Here is a 16,269-nt window from a genome sequence, read left to right as displayed (position 1 = left end):
GCTCTCGGGAGCCGGCGTAGCTCCGTCGGCCCTCTGGGCCACCATGACAGCGGTCGCCCGGCCCGGTCTGCGCGGAGCACCGGTCACGTTCGGCTCCGGCCCGCGCAGGCAGGAGGTAGAGGACCTTCAGGTGAGAACGGGGAACCAGGCTGTGACTCGGCTCCTGCTCGCACGGATGATCGTGCGGCGGGGCGGTGACCGGGACCAGCGGGACGGCGAGCGGTGGTTGAGTGCCCCGCTGTCGCAGACCGTGTCCGCTGGTCCGGCAAGCGGCGCTGCCGCGGACGCGGGCCTCGACAGCATCGACAGCGTCAGGGCCAAGGTCGAACGGCTCATCGAGGCCAGCAGGAAACTCGGCTACGTCCAGGCCGCTGCCCATCTCGAACATTGGTACCGGGGACATGGAGAGCGGCTGATGGTGCCTGAGGAAGTGTTCACGCGGGAAGCGTTTTGGGTGCGGCATGTGCGAGACGCTCACGGAGCGAGATTTGCCCAGGGCGCCCAGCGGCGTGCTGGGTCCGGTGTGCTCGCGCCGGGCGGCACGGCAGAGATGACGTGGCGGGACACAGTGGTCGCCCCGGCGAACAACGAACTCTTCTTTGCGCTAGGCGGGTTCACGGTCAGTTCGAGTGTCACAGTGACGGCTCAGGAGATCCCTGAGGATCCGACCAGTCTGCTTGTCACGGTCACCCGCTGGACGGTCAGGTGCAGCGACTACTACAACTTCGATCCGGGCAAGACGGCGTTCGTCCCCGGCTTCGGCCGCATCGAGGACGCGGAGATGGACCGGTTGAGGCAGGCAGGCCTGGCTCGCGACTTTCCCGTCGAAAGCGCACCGATCGACGCTCTCCGCGTGCTGGGCGCCTTCGAGATAAGCGTCCCGCGGAAGTGAGGCCGCGAGGTCGGCCGCGCTGGAAGCAGCGGAGACGGCCTGGGCCGACGCAACCGCGACGATGCCGTGGCCCCAACCACACTCCGGGAAATACTCGGCGTACCTTGGCCGATGCCTTCGCCATTGTCACACCTGTCTTGGCCGGGTGGTGCCTCTCGACGTACGGGTAGGTCGTGGCGGTGGACTATCAATGATGCGCGGGATCGCCGGTTTGGCTAACCGGCAATCCCGCACTATGTTGCCCCGCTCTGACGTGCTCACGATCAGCTTTGCGGCTGGCTGCTGAGGCCAGGTGTGACGCAAAGAGCGCCCCCGCCCCGGCACGCAGCCGGAGCGGGGGCGCAGCTGTTCAGTGGGTGGTGCCGACTCACGCAAAAGTGTCCTGCATCTTTGCAGTTCGTGTTCCAGAGACCTCGCAACCGCTGCGCCACACGCCCCGACGTAAGCGCATGTCAGAGCCCCTGCTGTCAGGACACCGGCGTGAGAGGCCAACGGACGCTGAGCCGCGAGTCGGCACAACACCTGAACGTTCCCGTCCGTGCCGGTCCCTCCTATCGCGCGGGGCCGCACGTGTGATCGATCTCCACCACGTTCGCGGGGAGGTCGTTCAAGCACCAGTCACACCAGTCCGACCCGCGCTCATCCACCCGCCGGCAGAGCCGCGCCGCAGCGTCGCACCGGGTCGCTCGGCGCCTACCGCGTCCTCGGCGTGACCGGACCACTGTGTGTGGCCCTTGTACACCCCGTGGTGGACCTTGCAGCGTTGTCCCTTCCATCAGGCGTGATGGGTCCCTCGTCTCCGGATCTCTGCCGCTATACGTGCTGATCGCCAAAGTTTGACCTGACCGAGGTGCAGGCGGAGCTGAAGCACCCCGAGGCGGACCTGGAGAACGACTCCTGGCTGCTGTTCGACGGCGGCCGACTGATCGCGTACGGCCTGCTCTGGGACGACTCGGGCGGCGAGCGGATCGACGTGGACCACTACACCCTGCCCGGCCGGCTGCTCGGCGCCCTGTACCTGTACGACCTGATGGAGGCGCGGGCCGCGGAGCGGGCAGCCGCCAACGGAGCCTCCCGCGCGGTGGTACACCTCCACCTCAACGCCGCACCGACCATGGACCTGCACGCGCTGCGCGCACGAGGCTGGCGTACGGTGCGCCGCTACCACGTGCTGCACCGCCCCCTGTCGGCCGCCACCGACCGGCTCCCGGCGCCGCCGCCCGGTGTGACGCTGCGCCCCTGCCGGACCGAGCCCGACCGCCGGCGCGCCCACGCACTGCTCCAGGAGTCCTTCGCCGACCATTTCGACTTTCAGCCGCGGACGTACGAACAGTGGCTGGACGACATCGACGCCGAGCACGCCGACTGGTCGCTGGTATGGATCGCCCACCTGCGCGGCCTCGGCGACGTCGCGGCGCTGCGCACCCACAACGCCCGCCCCTCGATGGCCTGGATAAGTTCCCTCGGCGTACTGCCGAAAGCCCGCGGGAACGGCCTCGGCGGCCATCTCCTGCGCCACGCCTTCGGTCACTACGCGGCGCTCGGCCGCCACCGCATCGGCCTCGGCGTCGACACCGACAACAGCAGTGGCGCACCGGCGCTGTACGAGCGGCACGGCATGACCCTCGACTTCGCCGTGGACGCCTGGGAGCTGATCAAGGAATCGGCGGCCCCTACGTGAACGGCGACCGGGGCCGACGGGGCCGTACGCGATGTCCCGTGCGGGCATGTCGCGTACGGCCCCGGCTCCAACCTCGGGTTGCCGACCGGACTACTCCGTGACCCGAAGGGCCCCGGACGGGCACAGCATGCCGGCCTCGCGCACGGCGTCCCGGTCGTCCTCCCCGATGTCGGAGGTCAGGACGGTCACGAGCCCGTCGTCGTCCTGGTCGAAGACGCCGGGCGCGGTCAGGGCGCACATCCCGGCGCCGACGCACACCTCGCGGTCGGCGGTCACGTGCATGGTCGCTCCCTTCGCCCCGCTCACCAGGTGACGGGGAGTTCGTTGACGCCCTGGATGGTGCTGCCGGGCCGCAGGGTCAAGCGCTCGACCGGTGTGGCCAGCCGCAGTGTGGGGATGCGTTCGAACAGCGCGGTCAGGATGATTTCGAGTTCGAGGCGGGCCAGGTTCTGGCCGAGGCACTGATGGACGCCGTAGCCGAAGGAGAGGTGGTGGCGGGCCGAGCGGTGGATGTCGAAGGTGTCCGGGTTCTCGAACACGCCGGCGTCGCGGTTGGCGATGGAGTGGACGACGATCACGCCTTCGCCGGCCCGGATGACCTGTCCGTCCACCTCGATGTCGGCGGTGGCGATGCGGGCGCCCGCCACATCGGCGATGGCGAGGTAGCGCAGCAGTTCCTCGACCGCGCCCGGGATCAGGGACGGATCGTCGCGCAGGGCGGCGTGCTGCTCGGGGTGTTCGAGCAGGGTGATGACGCTCAGGGAGGTCATGGAGGCGGTGGTCTCGTGGCCGGCGACGAGCAGCAGCAGCGCGTTCGAGATCAGTTCGTCGCGGTCGATGGCGCCGTCCGCGAGCTGCCGGGTGACCAGCGCGCCGAGGAGTCCGGACCCGGGCTCGGCCTCCAGGGTGGTGATCAGATCGTCCAGGTAGCGTTCCAGGTCGTCGCGTGCGCCGGTCGCCTCCTCCGCGCTCGTCGACTGCACCAGGCGCCGGCTGGCGTCCTGGAAGAAGTCGTGGTCGGCGTAGGGGACGCCGAGCAGTTGGCAGATCACCATGGACGGCACCGGCAGCGCGAACCGGCTGACCAGGTCGGCGGGCGGGCCCGCGGCGAGCATCTCGTCGAGGAAGCCGTGCACGATCCGCTCGATGTCCGGCCGCATGCCCTTGATGCGCTTGACGGTGAACTCGCTGATCGTCATCCGGCGCCGGGGCCCGTGCTCGGGCGGGTCCATGCTGATGAAGGCGGGGCGGCGGTCGCGCAGGCCCTTCAGGCGCGGGGAGGTGAGAGGGAAGTCGGGGTGGGTGCGGTCCGAGGAGAGCCGCGGGTCGGCGAGCAGGGCGCGGGCGGTCTCGTGCTTGGTGACGACCCAGGCGGTGCGGCCGTCGAAGAGGGTCACGGGGCGCAGCGCGTCCTGGCTGTCGCGTAACCGTGCGTACGTCTCGGGCAGCCCGTACGGGCAGGTACGGTCGCTGGGGAAGGCAGGAGCGTCTTGGGCCGGGAAGGTGGTGGAGGTCTCGGTCATCGGTCCCCTCGAAGTCTCTGACACTCGCTTAAGGAACGGTGAGTTCTCTAACTCAGAGGCTAAACTGCGCACTTAGAGAACGCAACGTCCTCTCGGCATACTTCAAGGAGTCACGCTGTCACCGCACGCCGACCGGACCGCCCCGCAGGCCGCCGACCACCGCAAAGGCCCCCGGCGCCGCGGCGAGGAACTGGAGAACGCGATCCTGACCGCGGCGCTGGAGGAGCTGACGGAGGTGGGTTACGCGGCGCTGACCATGGAACGCGTCGCGGCCCGCGCCCGTACGAGCAAGGCCGCCCTCTACCGCCGCTGGACCGGCCGCGCCGAACTCGTCCTGGACGCCTGCAAGGTACGCGGCTTCTCCGATGTGGACCTGGCCGACACCGGGACGCTGCGCGGCGATGTGATCGCCCTGCTGCGGCAGATGTCGGCGAAGATGGCCACGCCGATCGGAGGCATCCTGCGCGGCCTGCTCGGCGAGATGACCCGCGACCCCGAGTTCGCCCGGCTGATTCGCGAGCGGATCCACACGGTGGGGCCGGTGGGCATCCGCGGCATCCTGCAACGGGCCGTGGAGCGCGGCGAGGTGCAGCCCTGGGTGCTCGACTCGCGGCGGGCCACCGTCGCGACCGACCTGCTGCGCAACGAGTTCCTGCTGTTCGGGGCGCCCGTCGAGGACAAGACCGTCATCGAGATCGTCGATGACGTGTATCTGCCGCTGGTGCTGGCTCCGGCTCCGGAACCGGTGCGGAGCGCGGGGGAGGCGGGGCAGAACGCAAGGAAGCCGGTACGGAGTACGGGCGGCCCGGAGGACGACGGTTCGTAGGACGCGGATCAGCTCGCGCCCTTGTTCATGCCCTGCTCACGCACCCGACCCCCGTGCGTACGCCACCGTGCACCCAGCCCCGTGATCTTCGCCAACGGTATGGCCACAGCCTCATGCCGCTCGCCTCACGGACACGGAGCCGCACATGGACCGCAGATCCCTTCTCGCCGCCGGTGGAGGTGCCGCACTGGCGGTCGCCGCCGGCGCCTCGCAGGCCCACGCCGCCGCGCCGGGAGCCCTCGGCCGGTGGCCCGGCCGTGACACCGTACGGTTCAACGTCATCAGCGACATCCAAGGGGACCTGGGCGACTTCGGCCGGGCCCTGGACGACATGGCGGCCGTCAACCCGCACAGCGCGGGCCTCGCCGTCGCGGGCGACATCACCCCGCGCGGCTACGACGCCGAGTACGCGCAGGTCGGCGCCGAACTGAAGCGGCACTCCCACCCGCGCGAGGTCGCCTGGGCCATCGGCAACCACGAGTTCTACGTACCGAAATGGCGCGACCCCGGCACCCTGTCGCAGGACACCTGGCCCAACGGCACCACCGAGGACTCCCTCTTCCGCAGCTTCTACCGCTTCGCCGGGCGCAACACGGTCCACACGGAGATCTCCTTCGGCGGCGTCCCCGTGCTGACCCTCGGCACCGAGCGGTACATGCACTACCACGACCCCAAGCTCTGGGACGAGGTCTGGATCAGCGAGGCGCAGTTCGCGTGGCTGGAGAACCGGCTGTGGTACTGGTCGCGCCGCCGCCGTCCGGTCATGGTGATCACCCACCACCCCCTGCCCAACACGGTCTCCGGCACCCGCAACAAGCTCTACGCGAGCGACTACCTCCAGGCCGGCCGCCTCCTGGGCCTGCTCGGCCGCCACCCCGATGTGTTCCTCTTCTGCGGCCACACCCACTGGGACCTGGAACTCTCCGACTGGGTGGTGCGCCGCGTCGTACCCGGCACCGCGAACCTCAGCGGGTTCACGGTCGTCAACACCGGCGCGATCCAGACGGGTTACCGGGACGACGGCAAGGGCGGCGAAGTCTCCGTCGGCGGCACCTTCAACCAGGGCCTCCAGGTCGAGGTACGCCGCGACGCCGTCGTCATCAAGGCCCGCGACTTCGCCCGCCGCGCCTGGCTGAAGGAGGTTACGGTGCCGCTGGCCGCGTCCTGAGCGCGACCGCGGGGCGCTGCCGGTCAGGGCAGCTGCGGGTGGGGCGTTTCCGCCCCGTCCCGGTCGTCACACACCAGGAGCAGCACGGCGGCGCGCTCCGTACCGAGGGAGCGCACCTTGTGCGGCGCGGTCGCCTTGAAGTACGCGGAATCGCCCGGTCCGAGCGCGATGGACCGGGCGGGGAAGAGCAGTTCGGCCCGCCCGTGGTGGACGAAGAGGAATTCCTCGCCCGGGTGGTCCCGGAAGGGCACCGGGCCGGTGTCGTGCGGGGGATACAGCATGAACGGGGTCATCTTCTTGGCGCCGGCCCGGAGCGCTATGCCCTCGTAACGGGAGCCGGGCTCGTCGTCGGCGGTGAGGGGCCGCCGGTCCCCGGCCCGGGTGACGGTGACCTCGGTCAGCTCCTCCGTATCGGCGAACAGGTGGTCCAGCGGGACGCCCAGGGCCCTGGCCAGTGAGGCGCCGACGGCGATCGAGGGGACGCTGTGGCCCCGTTCGACCTTGGAGAGATAGCTCTTCGTGACGCCGGAGCGCTCGGCGAGCACCTCCAGGGTCATCAGCCGCTCCTTGCGCAGCTGCCGTACCCGATTGAACACCGGCCGCATCCCCCGCTCGCCGACCGCTTCCGCGGTCACTGGTTGCTTTCCCGGCCACCGGCCGCTTTGCGCCATGCGCGTCCCGGCGCGAGGAACACCTTGTGGCATGACACCTGGTGTCCTACGGTGAACCACGTTTCCTCGCAGTGTTGCACGAGACGCGCAGCACCGGAAGACGAGGCCGCCGGCGGACCGGCGCCTCGGAACGGGAGCAGAAGTGGCGAACACCCTGCACGACCCGAAGAACGTACTCATCGACCGCGCCGAGCGGCAGATGGACGACCATTTCGCGGACTCGGATCTGACCACACGGCAGAAACTGGCCCTGACGTGCCGCATCGCCTACGACGGCGGACACGACTCCGGGCTCGCCGGACAGATCAGCGCCCGCGGACAGCGGCCGGGCACCTACTACACCCAGCGCCTGGGCCTCGGCTTCGACGAGATCACCGAGGACAACCTCCTGCTGGTCGACGAGGACCTCCAGGTACTGGAGGGGGAGGGCATGCCCAACCCCGCGAACCGGTTCCACACCTGGATCTACCGCGCGCGCCCGGACGTCCACTGCATCGTCCACACCCACGCCCTGCACACGGCCGCCCTCGCGATGCTCGAAGTGCCCCTGGTGGTCTCCCAGATGGACACCACACCGCTGTACGACGACTGCGCCTTCCTCAGGGACTGGCCGGGCGTACCGGTGGGCAACGAGGAAGGCGAGATCATCTCCGCGGCCCTCGGCGACAAACGCGCCATCCTCCTGGCCCACCACGGCCAGCTCGTCACCGGCGCCACCGTCGAGGAGGCGTGCAACCTCGCGCTGCTCATCGAGCGCGCCGCCCGTCTCCAGCTGCTCGCCATGGCAGCGGGCACCATCCAGCCCCTGGACCCGGCCCGCGCCCGCGAGGCCCACGACTGGACGTCCACGCACCGGCGCAACCAGGCCAACTTCGCCTACTACGCGCGCAAGGCGCTGCGCAACCACCCTGACTGCATCACGGACAAGGTGAACCTCTGATGGCCACAGCATCCTTACCGTTACGCGGCATCATCTCCTACCCCGTCACCCCCTTCGCCGAGGACACCGGCGACATCGACCTGGCCGCGCTGCGCCGTCTCGTCGGCGAACTGGTCGACGCCGGCAGCCACGCCATCGCCCCGCTGGGCAGCGCCGGCGAAAGCGCGTACCTCACGGAGGGCGAGTGGGACGCCGTCTGCGAGACCACCCTCGACACCGTCGCCGGGCGGCTGCCCACCCTGGTCGGCGTCTCGCACTGGAGCACCGCGGAAACGGTACGCCGCGCCCGCGTGGCCGCCCGCCACGGCGCCACCGCGCTCATGGTGCTGCCGCAGACGTACTGGAAACTGACCGAAGCGGAACTCGAACAGCACTTCGCCACGGTCGCGGCGGCGACCGGCCTCCCGGTGATGCTCTACAACAACCCGGGCACCAGCGGAGTCGACCTCCGCCCTGAAACGGTGGTCGCGCTCGCCCGCAAGATCCCGAACCTCACCATGGTCAAGGAGAGCTCCGGCGACGTCACCCGCTTCCGCGCCCTCCGCGACCTGTCCGACGGCACACTGTCCGTCTACAACGGGAACAACCCGGTCGCACTCGAAGCCTTCCGCTCAGGCGCTGTCGGCTGGTGCACCGCTGCGCCCTGCCTCGTGCCCCGGTGGTGCACCGAGCTGTACGCAGCAGTGACGGGCGGGGACGGGCAACGGGCCGACGCGGTGCTGGCGGAGCTTCTGCCGTTCCTGAAGTTCATCGTCGGCCACGGGCTGCCCCGGGCCGTCAAGGCGGGCCTGGAGATCCAGGGCCGAGGGGTCGGACGGCCGCGGCCCCCACTGCTGCCCCTGCCGGACGAGGAGACACGGCAGTTGCGCGAGCTGCTGGAACAGCTCGGAAAAGCAGAGGCTGCGGATTCGAGGGTGGCGGGGGCGGGGTGAGGCACGGGGCGGTGCGTACGGTCCGGGGCGCGCAGGCAGTCTCCGGCCGCTGACCGCCCGTGATCCGTGATCGTCCGTCGTCACCCGCCGGGGGTGACGACGGGCCCGTACGCCCTGGTGCACCCTCGGCGCCGACGCGGGGCAATCCGCACCCGCCTCGGAGACGGAGGGGCCTGTCATGGCCACCACGACCAGCCCGCACCACCGCTCGGCAGGATCCATGGCCGCTGCCGGCGGTCTGACGATCTTCGCCGCCGTGATGCTGTTCATCTCCGGTGTGCTCGACCTCTTCCGGGGCATCATGGGCGTCGCCCAGAACGAGGTCTTCCTCAGCACTCCCAACTACGTGTTCAAATTCGACCTGACCAGCTGGGGATGGATCCACCTGGCCTTCGGGGCCGTCGCCGTCGTCGTGAGCCTCGGCCTGTTCACGGCGGCCACCTGGGCCCGGGTCGTAGCGATCGGCATCGCGGCGCTGCTGATCATCATCAACTTCCTGACCATTCCCTACTACCCGGTCTGGTCGATCACCCTGATCGCGCTGTACGGGTTCACCATCTGGGCCCTGTGCGTGGTCCGCCGCGACACGATCAACGAGTAGCCGCGAGGCACCCCGCCCGACCGGCATCAGTCCGCGGGCCTGCACCACACCGAGACGTGCCGGCCGCTCTCGCCGGTGAACGGGGCGCGTGACCAGTCCTCCCACCGGTCGCGCAGCCGCAGTCCGGCGAGCTGGGCCATCAGGTCCAGCTCGGCCGGCCACACGTACCGGAACGGGGTGGACGTGTACTCGGCGCGCCCGTCGACGATCGTCACGTAATGCGAACTCATCGCCTGCGTGGCGACGTCGTACGTGTCGAACGCCCACTGCTCCGGACCGATGCGGAACGGCACCGCGGTCTGGCCGGGCGGCAGCCGGCGCAGCTCCGGTACGCCCACTTCCACGACGAAGCATCCGCCGGGCCGCAGGTGGGCCGCGGCGTTGCGGAAGCAGGCCACCTGGGCGTCCTGGGTCGTCAGATTGTTGATCGTATTGAAGACGAGATACGCGACCGTGTACGTGCCGTCCGCCTGTGCCGTGGCGAAGTCGCCGATCGTCACCCCGATGCCGTCCCCGCCCGGCTTGGCGCGCAGCCGTGCCACCATGGCCCGGGACATGTCGATACCGTGCACCGCGATTCCGCGGCCGCTCAGCGGCAGCGCGATCCGCCCGGTGCCGATACCGAACTCCAGGGCCGGACCGTCACCGGCCAGCTCGGCCAGCAGGTCGACCGCCGGACCCACCACCTCCGGGCGGAACATGTCCGCCTCCGACTCGTCGTAGGTGGCTGCGACGCTTTCTCCGAAGTAACCGTCGTCATCGAGCATGTCAGGACCGTACTGACGCAAGAGCGGTCAACGCACGTCATTTTCAACGCTGTTGTACGAGGACGGGCGCGGCGCCCCCGGCCCTACCGCGCTCGCTCACCCGGCCCCCGACCGCTGGGCGTCCGCACTCGGCTCTGCCTCACCTGGCCCGGGTGAAGAGCCGTGGTGCAGGGCGAGCGTGACCGCCGCCTCGTACACCGCCAGCACGACCGCGATGACGAGGAGACCCGTCCACGACGAGAGCAGCAGCGCGATCAGGGCCGCGACGATCACACCGCCGACCCGGAGCGCGTCGGCGTGCTCGCGTACCCACGGGCGCAGAGCCGTGCCGGGCTTGCCCAGTCGGCGTCCGGCGCGCGCGGCGAGGCGGCCGGTGGCGCGGGCGCCACGGGACGTGTGGTGGCGCAGGCCGACGGGCAGCCGACCAGGACCCACCAGGTACGCCAGGACAGCCAGCACGATGCCGAGCCACAGCAGCTGGTCACCGCGTTCGCGCAGCGTCGTGAAAACCGTCCACAGCGCGTCGCGCGTCCCGTCCCGGTAGACGCCGGACGGCACATGGGCGAGGAGCTGGTCCCGTACCGCCCGCAGCACGCCGGACAGCGCGGTGACACCGATCACGAGCCACAGGCCCAGCTGGAGCAGCGTACGCCGGGGGTTGGGCGAGACCCACAGGGCGAGGCCGAGCAGCAGGGGAATGGAGATCAGCAACCCCACCAGCGCGCGCTTGAACAGCAGCACGGCCTGTTGCAACTGCCCGAGCGTATGCCGGTCGTAGAGAGTGATCTGCGCGAAGTCGGCCGGCAGCGATACGCCCAGCGCCTTCTCGATCCGGTCGTGCAGACCGGGCGGGACCTCGCCCGACGACACGGTGGGCAGATCCAGCCGCTTGCCGAACAGGGTCGGAAGCCGGTCCTCCAGGGCGTTGAGCAGATTGTTGACCAGAGGAAGCAGATTCAGGGTGACCGTGTCGCCTTCTACGCGCACGCCTTCGCTGCGCTGTTCCAGCACCGCGGTGATCCGCTCGTGTGCGAGACGGTTGGCGGAGCGCCACAGGTCCTGGAACTGCTCCGTCTTGAGCAGCTTGGCGACCGCATCGCGCACATAGTCGTGTACGGCGTCGGTGACCGGCGGCGCGATGAACGACGCGCGCGGCGGCAGCGCGCCGGACAGCCGCTCCTCGACGTCCAGCCGGCCGAAGATCTCGTCCGTGAGATAGGCGGCGACGGCCGCGTCCACCGTCGGGTCCTCGGGGAGGGCACCCACCGTGGCGACCCAGCGGTCCGTGTTGAGCGCCGTCCGCGCGCCCCATACGCCGACGACCGAGGTGACGGTGAGGACGGCCACCAGGGCGATCACCACGGCGGCGACGATACGCCGCACGGCCAGTACCCGTATGCGGCGCTGTTTCCTCGTACTGACGCGGGCCCGCAACTCCTGTACCTCGGCCCGCAGACGTTCGAGTTCGCCCCCGCCGCCGTCATGACGCCCGCCTTCGGGATCACGCTCACTTCCGGTGGCGGGGGCGCCGCCGGCCGCGCCCTCGTCAGCCGTACCACCGTGTGCCGTACCGCGGTCCGCCGGACCGCCGTGCGCCGTCTCCTCATGGGCCATGGCCTCGCACCTCCGCCGCCACCGTCGCGAAAACCGCGCCGCCCGGCCCTCACCTGCGGCGGGTGACGCGGCGTACGGCGCGTACCGGCTGGATGGAGGCCACCCCGTCACCGGGCCCGTCGGAAGGGAGCCCCCCATGGCCGGCATCGGACCCGTACAGCTGCTGACCGTCGCCTTCGGCCCCGACGCGAAGTTCGAGGGCCGCATCATCAAGGAGCTGGGCGTCCTGGAAGCCGGCGAACAGATCCGCGTCCTCGACATGCTCTTCGTCCGCAAGGAGCCGGGCGGGCAGCTCTTCACCCTCGACTACCAGGCGGAGAGCATGGGCGACACCGTCGCCGCACTGCTCGGCCTCTCCGGCGACCGCCCGCCCGCGACAGAGCCGAGCACCCCGTCACCGGACGCCGGTGGCGCCTTCGGCCTGTCCGTCACCGAGATCAGGTCCATGGCCGAGGCCATGGACCCGGGCAGTGCGGCGGCCTTCCTCCTCCTCGAACACGTATGGGCGACCGGCCTTAAGCAGGCGATCCGCGGCGCGGGCGGGATACCCGTAGCGGAGGGTTTCCTCACCGAAGAGGCACTCGCCCCCGTGGCCGCGGAACTCGCGCTGGCGGCGCAGCGGGTGGAGGAGCGGAAGGCGGGGTCCTAGGCGGGCCTGCGGGAGCCGTCCGTCGTCGTCATCCCTCCCGCACACAAACAGCGGCACCGTGATGCCGCGGCGACTCGGCCTCGTCGAGCAGGGCGATCGCGAAGTCCGCGTACGAGATCCGGTCGGCCGGGTCGCCGTGTTCGGTGATGCGGTAGCGGCCGGTCCGCGCCTCACCGCGGTCACCCTGGTCATCGTGGACGAAGTCGCCTGCCGGAGCCATGTACGCCCAGTTCAGGCCGGACGACGTCCGTAGTTCCTCCAAGCCTGCCGCGTGGCCGAGGGAGAAGGAGCGGTACTCGTTCGGATAGCCGGGCCCGTCCATCAGGAGGGTGCCGGACGGCCCCGGCATGACCGATGCGAGCCCGACGGCCACCAGGCGGTCCACCTCCGCCTCCGCCAGTCCGGTGATCAAGGCACGGGCAGACGCCGTGAAGAATTCGGCCGGTGGGGCGGACAGGTCCACGGCGGCACTGATGGCGGCACCGTGCCCGACGGCCGTACGGGCGACGCTCAGCGGGTCGGTGACGTCACCGGCCACGATCCCCACGCCGGCCGGGCCGCCGTGGGCCGCGGGATCGCGTACCACGGCGGTGATCCGGTGGCCGCGACGGCGCGCCTCGGCAACAGCCTGCCGCCCGGCCCGGCCACCCGCCCCGAAAACCACGATGTTCATGACGAACCGCCTCTCACCAGGGCCGGAGCCCGTTTGCCCGGCCGGTGCCCGGACGCTGTCGAGGGGCGTGGTTTCCCCGGGGATACCGCTGATGTGCCACCGAGAGACCGGCGGAAGACCGGCTAGGGTGACGCCATGAGGGAGTCCCTGCCCGCCGACATGTTCGACGAACTGTGCCCTTCGTCGCTCAATCCGATCCGGTTCGGCGACAAATGGGCAGCACTTGGCATCCGCTGTCTGGAGCAGGGACCGCGCCGATTCTCCGAGCTACGGGTGCCGCTGAGCCGCTGACGCCGCTGGGCCGCAGCATGCTCCGGCCGCTGGCGGCGGCCTGCGCCTGGACGGCGGAGCACTGGGACGAACTGCTCGACGCCCGCGAGGCGTACGACAACGCTGCTCGGCAGACCGGGTAGGTGGGCGACGGGGGACCCGTCAGTCGCGGAGGCTGTCGACGGCCGGGACGACGAGGCCGAACAGGTCCGTGACGGTGGTCAGGGCGGCGGACTGGAGGGCGGCCGCGGACAGGACCGTGCCGTCGGGAGCGGTCAGGGCGCGGGTGGCGGTGGTTTGGGCGACGACGGTGGGCCGGTAACCGAGGTTGAAGGCGCCCTGCGCGGTGAAGGCCACGCACATGTGCGTCATAAAACCGGCCAGCACGAGATCCCGGCCGCTGCCCGCCCCGAAGCCCAGACCACTCAGGGTCTTCTCCAGCTCCGTCGCGTGGAAGGCGTTGGGGAACTGCTTGACCACGACCGGTTCTCCGTCGACCGGCGCGACCGCGTCGCTGATGGCACCGATGTGGGCGCGGATGTCGTACGGGGTGTTCTCTCCACCGTCGTTGATGACGTGAACCACCGGGGTCCCCGCGGCGCGGGCACGTTCCAGCAGGCGGGCGGCGGCTGCGAGGGCCGGTTCGGCGCCGTCCAGGGACATCACGCCGGTGCGGTAGGTGTTCTGGAAGTCGATCATGAGCAGGGCGGATTCGCTCAGCCGAGGAGGCCGCTGGTCCAGTCCGATCACGTCGCGCAGGGTTGTGGAGGGGGACGAGGTGATGCCGGCCATCGGGAAACCTTTCGCAGGGGAGGGGAGGGGGACATCCGGGCATGGCAAAGCCGCACACACTCCGATGTCTGTAGATAGCAGGTACTTGCGGATACGACGGTTCAGGCGGGCCGGGCGCGGAAGCGGCGGCGGTAGGCCGCCGGGGTGGTGGCGAGCTGCCGCCGGAAGGCCCGGTGCAAGGTCTCCGCCGACCCGAGCCCGGCCGCGGCCGCGACCTGGTCGAGCGGGCAGTCGGTGGTCTCCAGCAGCCGCCGAGCCAGCTCGACGCGGGCCTCCTCGACGTAGGCGGCGGGACTGCTGCCCGTCTCCTGTTTGAAGACGCGGGCGAAGTGCCGTTCACTGAGGCACATACGGGCGGCCAGCGCCGGCGCGGACAGGTCCGCGTCGAGGTGATCGGCGATCCACAGGCGCAGCTCGTCGATGTCCCGGCGCTCGGCGGCCGGACGGCTCAGCGGTACGGAGAACTGGCTCTGCCCGCCCTGCCGCTTGAGGTACATCACCAACTGCCGGGCCACCGCCAGGGCCGTCTGCTCACCCAGATCCTCGGCCACCAGGGCCAGCGCGAGATCCAGGCAGGCACTGATCCCGGCCCCGGTCCACAGCCGCCCGCAGTCGGAACGGACGAAGATCGGGTCCGCGTCGACCGTGACGTCCGGGTGGTCGGCGGCGAGCTGGGCGGCCGTCGACCAGTGGGTGGTCGCCGTCTTCCCGTCCAGCAGCCCGGCCGCCGCCAGCACATGCGCCCCGACACACACCGAAGCCACCCGCCGCGCGTGCGGAGCCATCTCCTTCACCCACGCCACGACTTCGGCATCGATACGGGCAACGGGCCCGTCCTCGCCCATATCGACCGCACCCGGAACCACCAGGGTGTCCACCTGCCCCCGTACGTCCTCGAAGCCCACGTCGGCGAACAACCGCACCCCCGCCGACGTACGCACCGCCCCGGCAACCGGCCCGGCGAGGCGCACCTGGTAGCCGGCCCGGCCCCCGGTCTCCCGGTTGGCCAGCGCGAAGACCTCGGCCGGGCCGGTGACATCGAGGAGATCGACATCGGGGAAGACGGCGATGACGACACGGTGTGAAGCGGACATGCACTGATCCTCACCGCTGCCACCGGCCGCTGCAATGACGATCGACTGTCACATTCGGACACGCCGACCGGTTCGCCCGCGCCGGGTGCCCGGCGCCGCGCAAATCCGTTGGCCGCCACCCCGCGGAACCGGCATAATCCGCAGATCTGCAGCAGAGAGGACGTATGACAGAATTCGCGTGTGTGAGCTGCGATGCTGTGCTCAGTCCCCCCTTTCGCAGGCTGCACTTCCCGCCCATGCCCACCAGCAATGGGGGAATGGAATACTGCTCCCGGTCCTCATGGAATCGGGGACCTACGCCGTGGAGCCGGAACCTTCCGGACCGCCCTGGCGTCCGTGGAGTGAGGCCGGAGAGGAAAAGGCGGCAGCTTGCGGTGTATTCGCGCCGGTCCCTACGCTCTCCTTCGGCGCCCCGGGAGCAATCGTCATCGCGCCGGGCGACGTTCGCGGCGCCGTCCTCGGACTGGCACATCTCCATGGCAATCGTTCCGGCCCGACAGGGACGTGTTCCTCTTCACGCTGGCACGCATACGGAGGTCCGACAGCCGTGGCTGCGGGAGATCTACGACCGGGTGAATGACCGTGGGTACGATCACTGCTTCTGACGGTATTCCGACCTCAACTCCGAAAAGAAAAAGGGAACAACGCAATGCCCAGTAGGCCGTCAACGGACGAGGCCGTGCGCCTGCTCGAAGCCGACTTGCGGACAGAGCGGCAGCCACGCGCCGACCTGGACACAGAACATGCCTGGCGCGCATTCATCCGCTTCGGCCGACGCCGCTTCGACACACCGAACACCCCGGACGCCGACGGCCTGCTGTTCCAGTATGGAACGTATTCCTTCGGCGGCCCCACGACTTTTACGGTAGAGCTGACCCGGCAGTTCGAGGTCGTCGACCGCGATGGTGATCACGACCACTACGTGCAGATCTCCTGCGAGCTCAACTACGGGCTGCCTCCCGCTCTGCAGGCCCTGGGAAGTTACTCGTCCTGGTTCTTCCACGACTCGGGAGCGGATCTGGACCACTGGGCCGGGGAAGTGAGCAGCCGAGCGGCTTGGGCAACGATTAGTGGGTACAAGCCGGTGGGTGTCAGGGTCTTCGAAGAGCCGGTGTAGGCGGCTGGTTGCCAGCGATGGCGAGCTGTCGGCGACACACAACGCGGCCGGACCGCCCT

The 16,269-nt window shown here is 70.0% G+C and carries 16 protein-coding genes and 2 pseudogenes; 10 read left to right on the top strand and 8 right to left on the bottom strand.

The features are described from left to right. Nucleotides 1-43 precede the first annotated feature (43 nt). Entirely contained in the window at nucleotides 44-892 is an 849-nt protein-coding gene (locus ADK86_RS03200) for a hypothetical protein (protein ID WP_053695157.1), read from the top strand. A gap of 838 nt (nucleotides 893-1,730) precedes the next feature. Beyond that, nucleotides 1,731-2,573, top strand: a pseudogene (locus ADK86_RS03195) (GNAT family N-acetyltransferase); the annotation flags it as partial. A 90-nt stretch (nucleotides 2,574-2,663) separates the two neighbouring features. Here ADK86_RS03195 and ADK86_RS03190 read toward each other — a convergent pair. Together ADK86_RS03190 and ADK86_RS03185 are read right to left on the bottom strand one after the other, a co-directional pair. Next, nucleotides 2,664-2,855, bottom strand: a complete 192-nt coding sequence (locus ADK86_RS03190) for a ferredoxin (RefSeq protein WP_053695156.1) — start codon at nucleotides 2,853-2,855, stop codon at nucleotides 2,664-2,666. Between the two features lie 20 nt (nucleotides 2,856-2,875). Further along, nucleotides 2,876-4,096 (bottom strand): cytochrome P450, encoded by a 1,221-nt coding sequence (locus tag ADK86_RS03185; protein ID WP_053695155.1) that lies wholly within the window; start codon nucleotides 4,094-4,096, stop codon nucleotides 2,876-2,878. A 97-nt stretch (nucleotides 4,097-4,193) separates the two neighbouring features. Here ADK86_RS03185 and ADK86_RS03180 point away from each other — a divergent pair, with 97 nt between their 5' ends. Both ADK86_RS03180 and ADK86_RS03175 read left to right on the top strand, forming a co-directional pair. Continuing rightward, on the top strand, nucleotides 4,194-4,922 hold the full coding sequence (locus tag ADK86_RS03180) for a TetR/AcrR family transcriptional regulator (protein WP_324611368.1): 729 nt from the start codon (nucleotides 4,194-4,196) through the stop codon (nucleotides 4,920-4,922). Nucleotides 4,923-5,067: 145 nt separating this feature from the next. Further along, nucleotides 5,068-6,090: a metallophosphoesterase family protein gene (locus ADK86_RS03175; protein ID WP_053695153.1), complete on the top strand. Its 1,023-nt coding sequence runs from the start codon at nucleotides 5,068-5,070 to the stop codon at nucleotides 6,088-6,090. Nucleotides 6,091-6,113: 23 nt separating this feature from the next. Here the strand turns inward: ADK86_RS03175 and ADK86_RS03170 are convergent, their stop codons facing one another. Next, nucleotides 6,114-6,725, bottom strand: coding sequence for a helix-turn-helix domain-containing protein (locus tag ADK86_RS03170; protein ID WP_234345671.1), 612 nt, complete (start codon nucleotides 6,723-6,725; stop codon nucleotides 6,114-6,116). A 178-nt stretch (nucleotides 6,726-6,903) separates the two neighbouring features. Here ADK86_RS03170 and ADK86_RS03165 point away from each other — a divergent pair, with 178 nt between their 5' ends. The 3 genes from ADK86_RS03165 (at nucleotide 6,904) to ADK86_RS03155 (ending at nucleotide 9,234) form a co-directional block, all read left to right on the top strand. After that, complete coding sequence (locus ADK86_RS03165) at nucleotides 6,904-7,701, top strand: aldolase (protein WP_053695152.1); 798 nt, start codon at nucleotides 6,904-6,906, stop codon at nucleotides 7,699-7,701. Then, complete coding sequence (locus ADK86_RS03160) at nucleotides 7,701-8,633, top strand: dihydrodipicolinate synthase family protein (protein WP_053695151.1); 933 nt, start codon at nucleotides 7,701-7,703, stop codon at nucleotides 8,631-8,633. Before ADK86_RS03165 ends, ADK86_RS03160 begins: the two co-directional genes overlap by 1 nt. Nucleotides 8,634-8,811: 178 nt before the next feature. Beyond that, on the top strand, nucleotides 8,812-9,234 hold the full coding sequence (locus ADK86_RS03155) for a DUF7144 family membrane protein (RefSeq protein WP_030661296.1): 423 nt from the start codon (nucleotides 8,812-8,814) through the stop codon (nucleotides 9,232-9,234). Nucleotides 9,235-9,260: 26 nt separating this feature from the next. Here ADK86_RS03155 and ADK86_RS03150 read toward each other — a convergent pair whose 3' ends face one another. Further along, nucleotides 9,261-10,001, bottom strand: a complete 741-nt coding sequence (locus tag ADK86_RS03150; RefSeq protein WP_053695150.1) for a class I SAM-dependent DNA methyltransferase — start codon at nucleotides 9,999-10,001, stop codon at nucleotides 9,261-9,263. A 96-nt stretch (nucleotides 10,002-10,097) separates the two neighbouring features. After that, the gene (locus ADK86_RS03145) at nucleotides 10,098-11,615 is read right to left on the bottom strand and encodes a hypothetical protein (protein WP_053695149.1); all 1,518 of its coding nucleotides are present in this window, start codon (nucleotides 11,613-11,615) and stop codon (nucleotides 10,098-10,100) included. Between the two features lie 136 nt (nucleotides 11,616-11,751). Here ADK86_RS03145 and ADK86_RS03140 point away from each other — a divergent pair, with 136 nt between their 5' ends. Further along, the gene (locus tag ADK86_RS03140) at nucleotides 11,752-12,264 is read left to right on the top strand and encodes a hypothetical protein (protein ID WP_053695148.1); all 513 of its coding nucleotides are present in this window, start codon (nucleotides 11,752-11,754) and stop codon (nucleotides 12,262-12,264) included. A gap of 28 nt (nucleotides 12,265-12,292) precedes the next feature. On the opposite strand, the gene ADK86_RS03135 is transcribed toward ADK86_RS03140, so the two are convergent. Beyond that, on the bottom strand, nucleotides 12,293-12,937 hold the full coding sequence (locus ADK86_RS03135; protein WP_053695147.1) for an NAD(P)-dependent oxidoreductase: 645 nt from the start codon (nucleotides 12,935-12,937) through the stop codon (nucleotides 12,293-12,295). Nucleotides 12,938-13,072: 135 nt separating this feature from the next. Between ADK86_RS03135 and ADK86_RS03130 the strand changes: the two are divergent. Beyond that, nucleotides 13,073-13,350 (top strand): annotated as a pseudogene (locus tag ADK86_RS03130) (winged helix-turn-helix transcriptional regulator). Between the two features lie 19 nt (nucleotides 13,351-13,369). Here the strand turns inward: ADK86_RS03130 and ADK86_RS03125 are convergent. Both ADK86_RS03125 and ADK86_RS03120 read right to left on the bottom strand, forming a co-directional pair. Next, nucleotides 13,370-13,999: an isochorismatase family protein gene (locus ADK86_RS03125; protein WP_053695146.1), complete on the bottom strand. Its 630-nt coding sequence runs from the start codon at nucleotides 13,997-13,999 to the stop codon at nucleotides 13,370-13,372. A 101-nt stretch (nucleotides 14,000-14,100) separates the two neighbouring features. After that, the gene (locus tag ADK86_RS03120; protein ID WP_053695145.1) at nucleotides 14,101-15,093 is read right to left on the bottom strand and encodes a GlxA family transcriptional regulator; all 993 of its coding nucleotides are present in this window, start codon (nucleotides 15,091-15,093) and stop codon (nucleotides 14,101-14,103) included. Nucleotides 15,094-15,772: 679 nt separating this feature from the next. Here ADK86_RS03120 and ADK86_RS44130 point away from each other — a divergent pair. Then, complete coding sequence (locus ADK86_RS44130) at nucleotides 15,773-16,210, top strand: hypothetical protein (RefSeq protein WP_234345670.1); 438 nt, start codon at nucleotides 15,773-15,775, stop codon at nucleotides 16,208-16,210. Nucleotides 16,211-16,269: the final 59 nt, after the last annotated feature.

Origin of the sequence: Streptomyces sp. NRRL F-5755, from assembly GCF_001279365.1 — a bacterium.
Taxonomy (GTDB): Bacteria; Actinomycetota; Actinomycetes; order Streptomycetales; family Streptomycetaceae; genus Streptomyces; species Streptomyces rimosus.
Note: the sequence above shows the minus strand (reverse complement) of the source record. Positions and strands in the feature narration are given on the sequence as shown.